The sequence below is a fragment of the Actinoplanes sichuanensis genome, from assembly GCF_033097365.1.
GTDB lineage: Bacteria > Actinomycetota > Actinomycetes > Mycobacteriales > Micromonosporaceae > Actinoplanes > Actinoplanes sichuanensis.
On record NZ_AP028461.1, the window covers coordinates 10449531 to 10465522 of the forward strand.

The 15992-nt window shown below is 69.0% G+C and carries 16 protein-coding genes; 6 read left to right on the forward strand and 10 right to left on the reverse strand.

What is annotated here, in order from left to right:
- Positions 1-157: 157 nt before the first annotated feature.
- Positions 158-412 carry a WhiB family transcriptional regulator gene (locus Q0Z83_RS48145; protein ID WP_093619131.1) on the reverse strand — a complete coding sequence of 85 codons (255 nt, stop codon included), beginning with the start codon at positions 410-412 and terminating at the stop codon, positions 158-160.
- 411 nt (positions 413-823) lie between these two features.
- Complete coding sequence (locus Q0Z83_RS48150) at positions 824-1774, reverse strand: diacylglycerol/lipid kinase family protein (protein ID WP_317790291.1); 951 nt, start codon at positions 1772-1774, stop codon at positions 824-826.
- 52 nt (positions 1775-1826) lie between these two features.
- On the opposite strand from Q0Z83_RS48150, the gene Q0Z83_RS48155 reads away from it, so the two are divergent.
- On the forward strand, positions 1827-2222 hold the full coding sequence (locus Q0Z83_RS48155) for a hypothetical protein (protein WP_317790292.1): 396 nt from the start codon (positions 1827-1829) through the stop codon (positions 2220-2222).
- 38 nt (positions 2223-2260) lie between these two features.
- Positions 2261-2953, forward strand: coding sequence for a FadR/GntR family transcriptional regulator (locus Q0Z83_RS48160; RefSeq protein WP_317790293.1), 693 nt, complete (start codon positions 2261-2263; stop codon positions 2951-2953).
- Positions 2954-2999: 46 nt separating this feature from the next.
- Here the strand turns inward: Q0Z83_RS48160 and Q0Z83_RS48165 are convergent, their stop codons facing one another.
- Together Q0Z83_RS48165 and sodN are read right to left on the reverse strand one after the other, a co-directional pair.
- On the reverse strand, positions 3000-3389 hold the full coding sequence (locus Q0Z83_RS48165; protein WP_317797324.1) for an ATP-binding protein: 390 nt from the start codon (positions 3387-3389) through the stop codon (positions 3000-3002).
- Between the two features lie 118 nt (positions 3390-3507).
- The gene (gene sodN / locus Q0Z83_RS48170) at positions 3508-3912 is read right to left on the reverse strand and encodes a superoxide dismutase, Ni (protein ID WP_317790294.1); all 405 of its coding nucleotides are present in this window, start codon (positions 3910-3912) and stop codon (positions 3508-3510) included.
- 85 nt (positions 3913-3997) lie between these two features.
- Between sodN and Q0Z83_RS48175 the strand changes: the two genes are divergently transcribed.
- The 3 genes from Q0Z83_RS48175 to Q0Z83_RS48185 all read left to right on the forward strand — a co-directional run bounded on the left by Q0Z83_RS48175 (position 3998) and on the right by Q0Z83_RS48185 (position 6746).
- Entirely contained in the window at positions 3998-4306 is a 309-nt protein-coding gene (locus Q0Z83_RS48175) for a S26 family signal peptidase (protein ID WP_317790295.1), read from the forward strand.
- Between the two features lie 144 nt (positions 4307-4450).
- Positions 4451-5725, forward strand: coding sequence for an NAD(P)-dependent malic enzyme (locus Q0Z83_RS48180; RefSeq protein WP_378078744.1), 1275 nt, complete (start codon positions 4451-4453; stop codon positions 5723-5725).
- Positions 5726-5804: 79 nt separating this feature from the next.
- The gene (locus Q0Z83_RS48185; protein WP_317790296.1) at positions 5805-6746 is read left to right on the forward strand and encodes a zinc-binding dehydrogenase; all 942 of its coding nucleotides are present in this window, start codon (positions 5805-5807) and stop codon (positions 6744-6746) included.
- On the opposite strand, the gene Q0Z83_RS48190 is transcribed toward Q0Z83_RS48185, so the two are convergent.
- Complete coding sequence (locus Q0Z83_RS48190) at positions 6743-7531, reverse strand: alpha/beta hydrolase family protein (RefSeq protein WP_317790297.1); 789 nt, start codon at positions 7529-7531, stop codon at positions 6743-6745. The two genes, Q0Z83_RS48185 and Q0Z83_RS48190, sit on opposite strands and share 4 nt — an antisense overlap.
- 125 nt (positions 7532-7656) lie before the next feature.
- Between Q0Z83_RS48190 and Q0Z83_RS48195 the strand changes: the two genes are divergently transcribed.
- A complete protein-coding gene (locus Q0Z83_RS48195; RefSeq protein ID WP_317790298.1) occupies positions 7657-7818 on the forward strand; it encodes a hypothetical protein in 162 nt (53 codons plus the stop codon).
- On the opposite strand, the gene Q0Z83_RS48200 is transcribed toward Q0Z83_RS48195, so the two are convergent.
- The 5 genes from Q0Z83_RS48200 to Q0Z83_RS48220 form a co-directional block, all read right to left on the reverse strand.
- On the reverse strand, positions 7807-8922 hold the full coding sequence (locus Q0Z83_RS48200; protein WP_317790299.1) for an acetate/propionate family kinase: 1116 nt from the start codon (positions 8920-8922) through the stop codon (positions 7807-7809). The two genes, Q0Z83_RS48195 and Q0Z83_RS48200, sit on opposite strands and share 12 nt — an antisense overlap.
- The gene (pta, locus tag Q0Z83_RS48205) at positions 8919-10991 is read right to left on the reverse strand and encodes a phosphate acetyltransferase (protein WP_317790300.1); all 2073 of its coding nucleotides are present in this window, start codon (positions 10989-10991) and stop codon (positions 8919-8921) included. Before pta ends, Q0Z83_RS48200 begins: the two co-directional genes overlap by 4 nt.
- Positions 10992-11083: 92 nt before the next feature.
- Complete coding sequence (locus Q0Z83_RS48210; protein WP_173476669.1) at positions 11084-11260, reverse strand: DUF6104 family protein; 177 nt, start codon at positions 11258-11260, stop codon at positions 11084-11086.
- A gap of 61 nt (positions 11261-11321) precedes the next feature.
- Positions 11322-15023 (reverse strand): multifunctional oxoglutarate decarboxylase/oxoglutarate dehydrogenase thiamine pyrophosphate-binding subunit/dihydrolipoyllysine-residue succinyltransferase subunit, encoded by a 3702-nt coding sequence (locus tag Q0Z83_RS48215; protein ID WP_317797326.1) that lies wholly within the window; start codon positions 15021-15023, stop codon positions 11322-11324.
- Positions 15024-15183: 160 nt separating this feature from the next.
- Positions 15184-15990, reverse strand: coding sequence for an ABC transporter permease (locus Q0Z83_RS48220; protein WP_317790301.1), 807 nt, complete (start codon positions 15988-15990; stop codon positions 15184-15186).
- Positions 15991-15992 lie beyond the last annotated feature (2 nt).

Sequence of the window (15992 nt, forward strand, 5' to 3'; positions counted from 1 at the left end):
TCAGCCGCGGCATTTCGAGATCATTAAGCGCGGCCACGGAAACGTACCGTGATCGAATTACCGCACAATGGAGTGGCACGCGCTGTGAGGACTCCGAAACAGCAAGACGCCCCGGTGCCGAAGGCCCGGGGCGCGAATGCTGTGTGGGGGATTGATTTCAGGCGGTGGGAGCTCCGACCCGAAGGCCGCCACGACGCTTGACCGCGCGCCGCTCATCTTCGCTCATCCCGCCCCATACGCCGGCGTCCTGTCCAGACTCGAGTGCCCACGAGAGGCATTCCTCGGTCACCGGGCACCGCCGGCACACGGCCTTGGCCTGCTCGACCTGCAGGAGCGCCGGTCCACTCGTCCCGATCGGGAAGAACAGCTCGGGGTCCTCGTCGCGGCAGATCGCATCGTGACGCCAGTCCATGGCGGCAAACTCCTTGTTTCGGATGGGGTAATGAAAACAGTGCTGTTTACCTATATGCGAGCGCAGTGGTTGGCGACGGCTTGTGCCCGTACGCTCACCGGTGCGTCAGCAAGCTTTTGTTGTCGGTACCGTTCTGCGCTTCTTGATTAGGAACGCGCACATGTGGCAACCGGTTACTTCTTATCGCTTGTGAATGCTTTCACGAACTCACGCGATGTCAAGGGTAGCGCCGGAAGTTTCTCCCGGTGGGTGAGCTGGCTCACGCACCCATATGTCCGGTTCCGCCGCTGCTGCTAGAGCCGGTTGACGAACGCTCCCATCAATGTAGTACGGTCTCGGCCGTTTCGCAGACCTTTTGCCGGTGTTTCTGTAACGGATCGTGAGCACGTGTCCGGAACACGTACCCCGAAGTCAGCAGATCACACGTAGCGCAGATGGAACGGACACGAAGTGCACCTTCTGCCGCTCCCCTAGGTAGTCACCGTCCAGCTGGAATGCCTGGGGCCGGGACGCCATCACGGTGAACTCGGTGATGTCATGCAGACGTAACACCTGTTTACCTCGCGGATCACCCGCCCGCCACGCGAGTTGTGTCACCGTGCGCGCACTGCCCGGGATCGTCAGACGTCGCAGAGCCGCCACATCGAGCCCGAGTTCGAACGAGGCGTCCGGATTTAAATGGACAGGACGGTCACCGAGGTACGTCCAGGGCGCGGTGTTCTGCACGATGACCGTGCTCAACTCCGTGGCCGGAGTCTCACCGGGCCGTTCCAGGGTCAGCGGGGGATCGGCTCGATCCATCCCGAGGAAGAATTGGCTCACCGTCGACCGCAGGTACAGCCCCGGCGTCGACGTGCGACCCCGGCGCCGAGCCTGTTCGACGCGGCGGATCGTCGCGGCGTCCCAGCCGATGCCGGCGGTGAACGTGAAATAGCGGTCGTCGGCCCGGCCCAGTCCGATCACCCGGTGCCGGCCGTCGCGTAACCCGTCCAGGATCACGCTCGTCCCGTCCGCCCAGTCGCCGGGCATGCCGAGCGCGCGGGCGAACACGTTCGTCGATCCGCCCGGGACCACGGCCAACGCCGGAAGACGGTCCGCGATCGGGCCCGGTCGGTCGGCGAGCGCGGCCGACGTGGTCAACAGACCGTTGACCGCCTCGTTGACGGTGCCGTCGCCACCCAGTGTCACCACCACGTCGACACCGCTCTCGGCCGCGTCCCGGGCCAGCGTCGTAGCGTGACCGCGCCGCTCCGTATAGGCCACCGAAAGTTTCACGGCACTGCTCAGCGCACGCACCAGCACGTCGCGGCTCCGCTCCGTGGTGGTCGTCGCCCGGGGGTTCACCACCAACAGTGCGCGCATGCGCGGGACTGTACCCGGCGGAGCGCCGGAACACTGTCGGTATGGTGCAGCAGTGACAGGTGAGAAACCCGCGACCACCCGCGCCGTTACCCTCGAATGGGGGGTTCGGCTCCTCTACCTGCAAGGCATCGGGTTGAGCGCGCTCACCGCGTACCTCATCGTCCTTGATCTGACCCGCGATGAGGTCGTCATCGCGGTAGCCGCGTCGCTCACCGTGATGGCCGCTCTGGCCGCGGCCTCGCTCTTCCTGATCGCGCGCGCCCTCGGGCGCCGTTCCGTCCGCGCTCGCGGGCCGGCCGTCGTCGTGCAGCTGTTCCTGCTCGCGACCGGCGGGTTCCTGGTGCAGTACGGCACCGTCTGGGCGGGCGTCGGGCTGCTCGTTTTCGCCACCGTGACCGCCGGGTTGATCCTCGTTCCACCCAGCAGTCGAGCGTTGGGCGTCGATTAGCGGGTCTCCGGAAGCGGATCAGGGCCTAACCTGGACGGGTGACCGGCTCAACGGTGCGCCCACCCGCCTATCAGCAGCTGGCGGACGAGTTGCGGGCGGAGATCACGTCCGGCCGTCTGCAACCGGGCGAGCGACTCCCACCCGAACCCGAACTGTGCGTGAAGATCGGCGTCAGCCGAAGCACGGTCCGGGAGGCGCTACGCCTGCTCGCCAGCCAGCACCTCATCGTGACCACCCGTGGAGTCACGGGTGGCAGTTTCGTCGCGCATCCCGATGCGGAACAGCTCGCGGATGGGCTGTCCACCGGGTTCGCCCTGCTCAGCCACTCGGCCGCGGTCGGGCTCGTCGATCTTCTGGAGCTGCGGCGGGCACTCGAGGTGCCGGCTGCGGGGTTGGCCGCCGTCCGCCGGGAGGAGGTGCATCTCGGGGAATTGCGTAGTGCCCTGTTCGATCCTGATATCGACGATTTCGACACCATGCTCGCCGCGCATTCGTCATTCCATCGGGCTATCGCCAAAGCCACCGGGAATCCGTTGTTCGAGCTTGTCGGGCGGCCCCTCTACCAGGCGACCTATGGGGAAGAGGTGATCGGGTCGCTGCCCGAGGGGTATTGGACCCAGATCGACAGTGATCATCGGGATCTGGTCGATTTCATCGCCGCCGGGGACGCCGAAGGGGCCACGCGCTCGGCCTCGGCACACCTGGACTACATCGCGTCCGCGGTCCGCTGACCGGAATCATCGACCGCCGGTCGCGGTCAGAACGCCGCCGGCCGGGTCAGAACTCGGTGCGGCGGGTCAGCAGGCGGATCGTGGCGTGGCGACCGTTCGCCTCGGCGGCGGCCGACGTGGTCAGGGCCGTCAGAACCTTCCAGGCGAAGGACGACTCCGAAGGCAGGCGCGCCCCGCGGACGGTGGCCACGGTCACCTCGACGGTGAGGGCGTCGTCGGTCACCGCGAAACGACACTCGAGCTCCGCGTTACGGGTGGCGATGGCCAGCAGCATGGCGCAGGCCTCGTCGACGGCGATGCGCAGGTCCTCGATCTCGTCGAGGGCGAAGTGCAGGCGGGCGGCCAGGCCCGCGGTGGCCGTCCGGAGGACGCCCAGATAGCCGCCGTCGGCGGGCACCGTCAGCAGTACGACGTCGTCTCCGACGTCCGGGTCCATCTCCGTCAACTGGGTCACCCGAGCCCTCCTCCCGATGGAGAGACTGTAGCGGCTGAACGGCGCGACCGGATGATCCGCCCGGTCGCGCCGTCGGCGGCAGGCACTCGGTAAGGAGTGCTCAGGCCTGCTTCGTCTCCCAGAAGATCTTGGAGATCTCCTCGATCTTGCCGAGCAGCTGGTCGGCGACCGCCGGGTCGACCTGGCCCTTGGCGCCGGCCGCACCGGCGAGCTTGGTGGCCTCGTTGAAGAGCTGGTGCAGGTGCGGGTACTTCTCGAAGTGCGGGGCCTTGAAGTAGTCGGTCCACAGCACCCACAGGTGGTGCTTGACCAGCTCGGCCCGCTGCTCCTTGATGAGGATGGCCCGAGTGCGGAACTCGGGGTCGGTGTTCGCCTGGTACTTCTCGGCGATCGCCTTGACGGACTCGGCCTCGATCCGGGCCTGGGCCGGGTCGTACACACCGCACGGCAGGTCGCAGTGGGCGCTGACCACGGTGCTCGGGGTGAGGAAACGCGGAAGTCGCATCAGGACTCCTCCATAGAGTTTGCGATGATCCGAGGTTGACACTACCCCTTACGCCCTTGCGGTAACGCGACGGAGGCTTGATGCCGTGCGGTGGCAATTACCACTGTTCGCCGTACTCGTCCGGGGGCCTTCCATGGTCCCCACCCTGCGTGCCGGTGACGCCCTGATCGTCCGGCGCGGTGGCCGGGTGCGCCCCGGTGACGTCGTCGTGGCCGAGTTCCGGACGCGGCCGGGCCTGCTGGTCGTCAAACGGGCGGTGGCCGAGAGGGACGGCGGATGGTGGCTACTGGGCGACAATGAGTTCGTCGAGGACGATTCACGTGCTCACGGCGTCGCCGATGTCATCGGGCGTGTGATATTTCGCTACTACCCGAGACCGTTCCGGTTACGTTAGTGTCCTCTGATCCCCAGCGCACACCCGCGCTGGAGGTGGTTGTACCGGGTGATCCCCGCATCGCACCGCGGTTCCGGCGCATACTCGCGACCGGGATTTCAGCAGGTGCCACGTATCAATGTCGATGCAGTGTGGAGTTTCACCGTGTCTTTCTTCAGTTTCGAACTCGATCCCGCCCTGGCCGCCGATCCCGTCTTCGACCTGCACCGCCGGGGCAAGATGACGATGAGCGCGACCGTCCCGCTGGCCAGCCGCGACGACCTGTCGCTGGCGTACACCCCGGGGGTCGCCCGGGTCTGTGAGGCGATCGCCGAGGACGAGGGGCTCTACCCCGACTACACCTGGACGTCGAACACGGTCGCCGTGGTCACCGACGGATCCGCCGTCCTGGGGCTCGGCAACATCGGCCCGAAGGCCGCCATGCCGGTCATGGAGGGCAAGTCGGTCCTGTTCAAGCAGTTCGGCGGGGTCGACTCGATCCCGATCGTGCTGGACACCCAGGACGTCGAGGGGATCATCGCGACGGTCAAGGCGATGGCCCCGTCGTTCGGTGGCATCAACCTCGAGGACATCAGCGCGCCGCGCTGCTTCGAGATCGAGCGCCGGCTGGACGCCGAGCTCGACATCCCGGTCTTCCACGACGACCAGCACGGCACCGCGGTCGTCACGCTGGCCGCTCTGCGCAACGCCGCCCGACTGCTCGGTCGCACCTTCGGTGACCTGCGCGTGGTCATCAGCGGTGCCGGGGCGGCCGGGGTCGCGATCACGAACACCCTGATCGCGGCCGGTGTCGAGGGCGCCAACATGATCGTCGTCGATTCGCGCGGCATCATCCACGCCGAGCGCGGCGACCTCAGCGGGATGAAGGCGGAGATCGCGGCCGCCACGAACGTCTCCGGACGTACCGGGGGGATCACCGAGGCGCTGATCGGCGCCGACGTGCTCGTCGGCGTCTCCGGCGGCAACGTCCCGGAAGAGGCCCTGGCCGGCATGGCGCCCGGCGCGATCATCTTCGCGCTGGCCAACCCGACGCCGGAGGTCCACCCGACGATCGCGCACAAGTACGCGGCGATCGTCGCGACCGGGCGCAGCGACTTCCCCAACCAGATCAACAACGTCCTGGCGTTCCCGGGGATCTTTCGTGGAGCGCTCGACGTCCGGGCCACCACGATCACCGACCGGATGAAGGTGGCGGCGGCCGACGCGATCGCCGCGATCGTCGCCGACGAGCTCCGGGCCGATGCGATCGTGCCGTCGCCGCTGGACCCGCGGGTCGCTCCGGCGGTCGCGGCCGCGGTCGCCGCCGCGGCCATCGAGGACGGGGTGGCGCGCCGACCGGTCGCACCCACCCAGGCACCGGTCACCGCGCCGGCCGCGTCGCCGGCCGCGCAGGCGGCGGTTGAGGCGCAGCGCGCCTGACCGATCGACACGTGTCACGCCGCCCTCGCCGGAACCGGTGCGGGCGGCGTGCCGCGTTAACGGTCGCTAAGGTCGGGAGATGCGCGCTGCCTATGCTTCCGCCCTGAATCCGGAGGAGCCGCTCAGCGGCCTGGCCCTGGGCGAGCTGCCGCTCGCCGTCCCGGACGGATGGGTGCCCGTCGACGTGCGGGCCGCCTCCCTCAATCACCACGACATCTGGTCCCTGCGGGGCGTCGGCCTGCCCGCCGACCGGCTGCCGATGATCCTCGGCTGCGACGCGGCGGGCGTCGACCCGGACGGCAACGAGGTGGTCGTCTACCCGGTGGTCGAGGACAAGGCCGATCCGCGGGGCTTCTCGCTCTTCTCCGAGCGGCACCCGGGCACCCTTGCCGAGCGTCTGGCCGCGCCCCGGGAGAACCTGATCCCCAAGCCGGCCGGGGTGTCCTTCGCCGAGGCGGCCTGTCTGCCGACCGCATGGCTCACGGCCTATCACATGCTGGTCACCCGCGGCCGGGTCGCCGAAGCCGGAGCGGTGCTGGTCCAGGGCGCCGGCGGCGGCGTCGCCACCGCGGCGGTCGCGCTCGCCGTAGGTCTGGGCAAGAGGGTGTACGCGACCAGCCGCGACCCGGGTAAGCGGGAGCGGATCGCCGAGCTCGGCGCGACCGCGGTGGAACCCGGCGCACGGCTGCCGGAGCGGGTCGACCTGGTGATCGAGTCGGTCGGTGCGGCCACCTTCGACCATTCGATGAAGTGCTCGGCCCCCGGCGCCCGGATCGTGGTGTGCGGCGCGACGGCCGGTCATCGGGCCGAGATCGACCTGCGTCGGGTGTTCGCCATGCAGCTGGAGATCCTGGGCAGCAGCATGGGCACCCCGGACGAACTGGCCGGTCTGCTGGAACTGGTGGCGTCCGGCAAGGCGCGCCCGGTGATCGACTCGACATACCGGCTGGCCGAGGCCGATCAGGCGTTCGCCCGACTGGCCGGCGGCGACATCTTCGGCAAGATCGTGATCGAGCCCTAGAAAGTGCTGGTCAGGCCGTCCTGCGGGAGTCGTTGCCGGGCGGCCTGATCACCGTTCAGGGTCCAGCGCCAGAAGTCGGTGGTGGTCGCGGCCACCAGCGCCGGCTCGTCGCGGTGCGGCAGGTGCCCGGCCTTCGGAATCTCCAGGAAACCCTTGGGCCAGGGCACCTCGTTGTACGCCCCGAACGCCTCCTCGTAGGTGACCGTGTCGTCCTTGCCGCCTTGAACGAACAGCACCGGCGCGGCCGGGCCGGTGAACGGGGCCGGCTGGGGCATCTGGCGCCCGGCGATCATCAGCCCCGCTTTGAGCCGGTCGTCCCGGGTGCCGCTGAACAGGCCGACCGTGGTGATGGCGCCGGCCGAGTGCCCGGCCGCGGCGATCCGCTGCGAGTCGACCCGGCCGCCGAGTGACCTGAGCAGCTCGGTGATCACATATTGCGCGTCGGCGGGCTGGTTGACCACGTCGTCCGCGTCGTAGTCGGGTGCCTCGTACCAGGTATGTGGATATCTCGGTCCGGCCACCAGGAAACCCGCCGCCGCCCAGGCGGCCAGCAGCTCGGCGTAGTCGTCGGGTTGAGAGGTCAGCCCGTGGCTGAAATAGATCAGCGGGTGCGGACCGTCTCCGGCGGGCAGCCAGACTTTCGTCGGCAGGGGCCGGTCACCGCCGCGGTCGAACACGAACTCCGAGGCCGGAGCCGATGACGCGGGTGAGGCCGGCGAGGGCGAGCTGGAGCACGCGCTCAGCCCGGCGGCGGCGAACAGGGTCAGGAACGAACGGCGTAACACCCGGGCCATTGTGCCGCCCGAAGATCAGAAATCCCTGGTAGAGGGGCGTTGCCGACATCACACGGGGTCCGCCGAACAGGTGCTGCGCTTAGCGCATCCGCAACCGGTTGGCTAGGGTCGTGCCCATGTCAGATAACCAGGTCGACCCCAGTGGCAACACCGAGGCGTTCCGGGCGTTCACCCGCACGGGACCGGAGGCGGAGACGCCCTCCAAGATCCCGTATGTGATCGGCGGCCTCGTGGCGGTCGTGGTGATCGCGCTCGTCGTGGTGCTGCTAGTCCGCTGACCCGATCGCCTTCCGCGCCTCCGAGGCGATCTCCAGCTCCTCCTCGGTCGGCACCACGCACACCGCGATCGGTGACCCGTCCGGCGAGATGATCGTGGCGTTGCGCTCGTTGCGGTCCGGGTCGACGGCGATCCCGAGCGGCTCCAGACCGGCGAGCGTGTTCGCCCGGACCGGTCGCGAGTTCTCGCCGACCCCGCCGGTGAAAGTGATCGCGTCCACCCGGCCCAGCACGGCCAGGTAGGAGCCGGTGTACTCGCGGATCCGCCGGCAGTAGACGTCGAAGGCCATTGTCGCGTCCGGATCGCCCGCCTCGTAACGCTCCTGCACCGACCGCAGATCGTTGTCACCGGCCAGCCCCAGCAGCCCGGAGCGCCTGGTCAGCAGGTCCTCGATCTCGTCGATAGGCATCCCGGCCACCCGGTGCAGGTGGAAGATCAGGCTCGGGTCGATGTCACCGGACCGGGTGCCCATCACCAGCCCCGGCAACGGTGTCATCCCCATCGAGGTGGCCACGCTGCGGCCGCCGTGTACCGCTGTCGCACTCGCGCCGTTGCCCAGATGCAGCGTGATCACGTTCGTCTCGTCGACCGGCCGGCCCAGCACCCGGGCGGTCTCGCGGGACACGTACGCGTGCGAGGTCCCGTGGAACCCGTAGCGCCGCAGCCCCCATTTGCCGGCCACCGCCCGGTCGATCGCCCAGAGCGCACCCTCCGGCGGGATCGTCGAGTGGAACGCGGTGTCGAAGACGGCCACCTGCGGAACCTCGGGCAGCAGCCGTCGGGCCACCCGCAGCCCGGTCAGAGCGGCCGGATTGTGCAGCGGGGCGAGCGGGATCAGCTCCTCGATGGTGGCCAGCACCTCGTCGTCCACCACCGTCGACGCGGTGAACCGGTCGCCGCCGTGCACCACCCGGTGCCCGACCGCGGCCAGCCCGGACAGGTCCAGCTCGTCCATCAGGCGCTGTAGCGCCGCCCCGTGGTCGGCCGCGTCGCCGCCGGCCTCGCCGATCCGCTGGATCAGACCCTTGGCCAGCACCTCCGAGCCGTCGAAGAGCCGGTAGCGCAGCGACGACGAGCCGCTGTTCAGCACGAGTACCCTGCTCATCTCGCTCCCGCCTGGATCGCCGTGATGGCGACCGTGTTCACGATGTCCTTCACGGTCGCGCCCCGGGACAGGTCGTTGACCGGCGCTCGCAGGCCCTGCATCACCGGCCCGACCGCCACCGCGTTCGCCGACCGCTGGACGGCCTTGTAGGTGTTGTTGCCGGTGTTCAGGTCGGGGAAGACGAAGACCGTGGCCTTCCCGGCGACCGCGCTGCCGGGCAGTTTCGCTGCGGCGACGGCTGGGTCGACCGCCGCGTCGTACTGGATCGGGCCCTCGACCGGCAGATCCGGCCGTCGCTCGCGGACCAGTGCGGTGGCCGCGGCCACCTTGTCCACATCGGCGCCCGCCCCGGAACTGCCCGTCGAGTAGGACAGCATGGCGACCCGCGGCTCGATGCCGAACGCGGCCGCGGTCTGGGCTGAGGAGAGCGCGATGTCGGCGAGCTGCTCGGCGTCCGGGTCGGGGTTGACCGCGCAGTCGCCGTAGACCAGCACCCGGTCGGCCAGCAGCATGAAGAACACGCTGGACGCCACGGTCAGGCCGGGCACCGTCTTGATGATCTCGAAGGCCGGGCGGATGGTGGCCGCGGTGGTGTGGGTGGCACCGGAGACCATGCCGTCGGCCAGCCCCGCGGCGACCATCAGGGTGCCGAAGTAGTTGACGTCGCGGACCACGTCGTACGCCAGATCGAGCGTCACCCCACGATGCTTGCGGATCTCCGCATAGCGCTCGGCGAACCGCTCCCGCAACTCGCTGGAAGCCGGGTCGACCAGGTGCGCCCCGCCGATCTCCACGCCGATCTCACGGGCCCGACGGTTGATCTCGGACGGGTCGCCGAGCAGGGTCAGCTCGGCCACACCACGCCGCAGCAGCGTTTCGGTGGCCCGCAGGATCCGCTCCTCGGTGCCCTCCGGCAGCACCAGGTGCCGGCGGTCGGTGCGGGCCTTGTCGATCAGATCGTTCTCGAACATCAGCGGCGTCACCCGGCTGGACCGGGCCACGTCGAGCAGCCGGGACAGCTCGGCCGTGTCGACGCTCTCCTCGAAGACGCCGAGCGCCGCCTCGATCTTGCGCGGGGTGCTGAGCTGCGCCGTGATCCGGTCCGCCGCGGCGATCGTGTGATAGCTGTCGGTCCGGGTGACGAGCATCGCCAGACCGGTGTTGAGCCGCTCGATCACCCGGACCGCGCGTTCGTCGGCCGGCTCGCCGAGAGTCAGCACCAGCCCGGCCAGCGTGACACTCCCGGCCGCGTGGGCGGCGCTCGCGGCCACCAGCAGATCGGCTCGGTCGCCCGCGGTGATCAGCAGCGCCCCGTCGGTCAACGCGCCCAGCACGGTCGGCACCTGCCCGGCGCCCACGACGTAATCGAGCACGTCCCGCTCCAGCGCACCGGGCGAGCCGGCCAGCACCGTCGCGTCCAACGCGGCGGCCACCTCACCCACCGTCGGCGCGGCGATCGCCGCCACCTCCGGCATGGCCCAGAACGGCACCGGCAGCCCTTCGGGCCGGGACATCGCGATCCCTTGCGGCACCCGGTTCGCGATCACGGCGGCGACCGTCGCGCCGAGATCCACCAGCGAGTGGTACGCGCTGCGGGTGGCCGCCGCCAGCGACTCCGCCGACCGCCCCTCGCCACTGACCACCGGGATCACCACACTGCCGAACTCGGTCGCCAGCCGGGCATTGAAGGCCAGCTCCCGGGGCAGCTCCTCGCGGCCCTCCTCGGGCTTGTCGCTGAAGTCGCTGCCGATCACCACGACCGCGCTGCTGCGCCGCTCGACCTCGCGGTAGCGCTCGACGATCCGGCCGACCAGCTCCTCCCGCCGGCCGTCGGCGACCAGAGCGGACGCCTCGGCCACGGTGACACCGGACGACTCCTCGACGCCGACCGGCCCGGGATAGCGCTCGCGCAGGACGGTGATCAGCGGATCGGGCCCGGCCCCGGCGACCAGCGGCCGGAAGACGGCAACCTTCGCCACCTGACGGGACAGCACCTCGACGATGCCGAGTGCGACTGTCCCCTTGCCGACGGACGGACCCAAACCCGCGACGTACACACTGCGTGCCACGCCTTCAACCTACCGGCCGGGAACCGGGGCGGCCGGGCCGAAAGTCCCGATCCGCGGATGACCCGGGTCACCGGACGAGCCGGGTCACCGGATCATTCGTCGTCCTCGTCGTCGCGGGCCAGCCAGGTGGCGAGCCGTTCGATCGGAGTCTCGAACTCCGGGTTCATGTCGACGAAGGTGCGCAGCTGCTCACCGAGCCACTCCAGGGTCACGGTCTCCTCGCCGCGCCGCTGGACCAGTTCCTCGATACCACGATCGGTGAAGTACATGCCCTGGATGGTAAGAGGGCCGCCCTGGGAAACCCGGAGCGGCCCTCTTCGCATCAGCGCGTCACGGGCGCGGCAGCGCGGCCTCGATCAGCGCGGCCTGCTCGGCGTCGTGCATCTTGGCCGAGCCGACCGCCGGGGCGGCCGCGGCCGGGCGGGAGATCCGGCGCAGCCGGACACCCTCCAGGTGCTCCAGCAGGTTGAGCGCCACGAACGACCAGGCACCCTGGTTGGCCGGCTCCTCCTGGACCCACGCGAAGTCCTCGGCGTTCGGGTACTTCGCGAGCTCCGCCTTCAGGTGCTCGACGGGCTGCGGGTAGATCTGCTCCATCCGGATGATCGCCGTGTCGGTGATGCCCCGGTCGGCCCGCGCCTGGAACAGGTCGTAGTAGACCTTGCCCGAGCAGAGCAGCACCCGCTTCACCGAGTCGCCGTCGAGCGGCTGGCCGTTGACGCCGGCATCGCCCAGCACCGGCTGGAACGTGCCCTCGGTGAAGTCGTTCACCGCGGAGGTCGCCAGCTTGTGCCGCAGCAGCGACTTCGGCGACATGACCACCAGTGGCTTGCGCTTGGTCGACAGGGCCTGACGGCGCAGCAGGTGGAAGTAGTTCGCCGGAGTGGTCGGGTTCGCCACCCGCATGTTGTCCTGTGCGCAGAGCTGCAGGAACCGCTCCGGACGGCCGGACGAGTGGTCCGGGCCCTGGCCCTCCATGCCGTGCGGGAGCAGCAGCACCAGCGACGACTGCTGGCCCCACTTCACCTCGCCGGAGGAGAGGAACTCGTCCACGATCGACTGGGCGCCGTTGACGAAGTCACCGAACTGGGCCTCCCAGAGGACCAGCGCGTCCGGGTTCTCCACCGAGTAGCCGTACTCGAAACCCATCGCCGCGTACTCGCTGAGCAGTGAGTCGTGCACGAAGAACCGGGCGCTGCCGGTGGCCAGAGAGCTGAGCGGCAGGAAGTCCTTGCCGGTCTTCGAGTCCACGATGGCCGCGTGCCTCGAGGTGAACGTGCCACGCCGCGAGTCCTGGCCGGCCAGCCGGACCGTGACACCCTGGTTGAGCAGCGAGCCGAAGGCGATCAGCTCACCGAAGCCCCAGTCGATGCCGCCGTCGGTGGACATCTTGGCCCGCCGGTCAAGCAGCTGCTGGACCCGCTTGTGCGGGGTGAAGCCCTCGGGCAGCTCGACGTGCGCCTGGCCGATCGCGCGGACCACGCTGGGGTCGATCGCCGAATCCACCTGGGGCTCCGGCTCCTCGGCGATGATGTGCGGCCGGGGCGGGCTGCCGGCGGCGTCGCGGGTGGCCTTGAAGACCTCCTCGAGCCGGCCCTGGTAGTCACGCAGCTGCTCCTCGGCCTCCTGCACGGTGATGTCACCGCGGCCGATCAGCTCCTCGGTGTAGAGCTTCCGCACGCTGCGCTTGGTGTCGATGATCTGGTACATCCGCGGGTTGGTCATCGACGGGTCGTCGCCCTCGTTGTGACCACGGCGGCGGTAGCAGATCATGTCGATCACGACGTCCTTGTTGAACGCCTGCCGGTACTCGAAGGCCAGCTTCGCGACCCGGACCACGGCCTCGGGGTCGTCACCGTTCACGTGGAAGATCGGCGCCTCGACCATCCGGGCCACGTCGGTCGAGTACATCGAGGAACGGCTGTACTCCGGGGCGGTGGTGAAGCCGACCTGGTTGTTCACGATCACGTGGACCGTGCCGCCGGTACGGTACCCGCGCAGCTGCGACAGGTTCAGCGTCTCGGCGACCACACCCTGACCGGCGAACGCGGCGTCGCCGTGCACCAGCACCGGCAGCACCGTGTAGCCGTGCAGGCCCAGGTCGAGACGGTCCTGCTTGGCGCGGACGATGCCCTCCAGGACCGGGTCGACGGCCTCCAGGTGGGACGGGTTGGCCACCACGCTGACGGTCGTCGAGAACTGGCCGTCCGGCGTCGTGTACTTCCCGGTCTGGCCCAGGTGGTACTTGACGTCACCGGAGCCGTGCGCGGTCTTCGGGTCCATCTGACCCTCGAACTCGTTGAAGATCTTCTCGTACGGCTTGCCGACGATGTTGGTGAGCACGTTCAGCCGGCCACGGTGGGCCATGCCGATCACCATCTCGTCCAGCCCCGCCTCGGCCGAGGACTGGAGCACCGCGTCGAGCAGCGGGATCAGCGACTCGCCACCCTCCAGCGAGAACCGCTTCTGACCGACGAACTTGGTCTGCAGGAACGTCTCGAACGCCTCACCCGCGTTCAGCCGGTGCAGGATGTGCTTCTGCTCGTCGGCGTCCGGCTTGGTGTACTTGACCTCGATGCGCTCCTGGACCCAGCGGCGCTCCTCTGGGTCCTGGATGTGCATGTACTCGATGCCGATCCGGCGGCAGTAGCTGTCGCGCAGGACGCCCAACACGTCGCGCAGCCGCATCTTCTCCTTGCCGGCGAAACCGCCGACCGGGAAGCTGCGGTCCAGGTCCCACAGGGTCAGCCCGTGCTGCAGCACGTCCAGGTCGGGGTGCTTGCGGATGGTGAACTCGAGCGGGTCGGTGTCGGCCATCAGGTGACCGCGGACCCGGTACGCGTGGATCAGCTCGACGACGCGGGCCGCCTTGCTGATCTGCCCCTCGGAGGTCCGGGCCACGTCGCGCACCCAGCGGACCGGCTCGTACGGAATCCGCAGCGAGGTGAAGATCTCGTCGTAGAAGCCGTGGTTGCCGAGCAGCAGCTCCTGCATCACCTTGAGGAACTCGCCGGACTGCGCGCCCTGGATGACCCGGTGGTCGTAGGTGCTCGTCAGCGTCGTGACCTTGCTCACGCCGTGCTCGGTGAGGGTCTCGTCGCTCATCCCGGCGTAGGGCGCCGGGTACTCCATGGCGCCGACACCGATGATCGCGCTCTGCCCGTTCATCAACCGCGGGATGGAGTGGACGGTGCCGATGCCGCCGGGGTTGGTCAGAGAGATCGTCGTCCCGGCGTAGTCCTCCATGGTGAGCTCGTTGCGCCGAGCCCGCCGGACGATGTCCTCGTAGGCCTGCCAGAACCCGCGGAAGTCGAGCGTCTCGCAGTTTTTCACCGAGGGCACCACCAGGGTGCGCGAGCCGTCCTTCTTGACCAGGTCGATCGCGATGCCGAGGTTGATGTGCTCCGGCTGCACCAGGGTGGGCTTGCCGTCGATCTCGGCGTAGGTGTTGTTCATCTCCGGGTGGGCGACGACCGCGCGGACCAGCGCCCAGCCGATCAGGTGGGTGAAGCTGACCTTGCCGCCCCGGCCCCGGGAGAGGTGGTTGTTGATGACGATGCGGTTGTCGACCATCAGCTTGGCCGGGACCGCGCGCACCGACGTGGCGGTGGGAACCTGGAGGGAGGCCTCCATGTTCTGCACGATCTTGCCGGCCACGCCGCGCAGGGTGACGGTCTTGGCGCCGGTCGGAGCCTCGGCGGCGGCGGTCGGCTTGGCCGCGGGCTTGGCGGCCGGAGCGGCCGGTTTCGCGGCGGGCGGGGTCACCGATTTGGCCGGGGCGACCGTGGCGGCGGCCGGGGCGTCGGTGCCGGCCTTGGCCGCCGTCGCGGTCGCGTTGGCCGCGGTGGCCTCGTCCGGGGTCGCGATCGAGCCCTGGGACGTCGCCGGCTTGTAGTCGGCGAAGAAATCGTGCCAGGCAGGGTCGACACTGGTCGGATCGGCCAGGTATCGCTGGTACATCTCATCGACGATCCACTCGTTGGGACCGAAGTCCGCGAGTGGATTGTCCTGCGAAGTCTGCTGCGTCGACACTGCCGCGTTCGCCTCTTTCACCGTTTTTGTCATCACGTGACTGCTCCGTCACGCGGGACGGGTAGGATTCGGTGTCCAGGCTACGCCGTGCGCAGGCGCTGTCGGTGCGGACGTCCGCTCTGTGGCCAATCAGGCCCGGAGCCTGCCCATACTCTGAGCCTCAGGCGATGTCCCGCCGCCTGGTGATGAGCGTGCCCAGCACCCCGGCCACCGCGGCATAGGTCAGCAGCACCACGGCACCCACCCAGCGGGGCAGGTCGTCCGGACCCTGCGGGCCGGAGACCAGCAGGTCCGAGGCGAGCGTCGGGACCAGCACCCGCAGCTTCGAGAAGACCTCGTCGACCTGCGAGGCCAGCACGGCGAAGACCGCGGTGAAGATCTGGGTGCCGACCACGTAGAGCACGGCCAGCGTGATGGTCGTGCCGATCTGGCTGCGGATCAGCACACCACAGCCGATGCCGACCAGCGCCCAGAGCACGTGGACCAGCAGGTTCAGCGAGATCGCCTGCCAGACGAACGTCTCACCGAGATACGTCTCCTTACCCATCGAGCTGAGTGCCAGGGGCGCGAGGACCAGGCTGAGCACGGTGGTGAACAGCCAGACGGTCACCGCGATCAGCACCGAGACCGCCATCTTGGCCAGGATCACCAGCTCCCGGCGCGGGGTGGTGAGGAAGGTGGCGGTGGCGGTGAGGTGGAAGAACTCGTTGGTCACCAGGATCGCGCTGAGCAGCAGCACCAGCAGCACCCCGGCGAACTGCCCGCTGGTGTAGAGGTTGCTGACGATCGACTGCAGGCTGACGAACCCGAACGGGCCCTCGTCCGGCACGTCCATCTCGAGGAACACATTGGCGGTGAGCCAGTTGTAGCCGATCGCCAGCCCGTACAACGGCACCAGCGTGATCGCGAAGATCCACCACAGCGAGGTGGTACGGAGTTTCAGCAGCTCGGCACTGATCAGGTTCATCG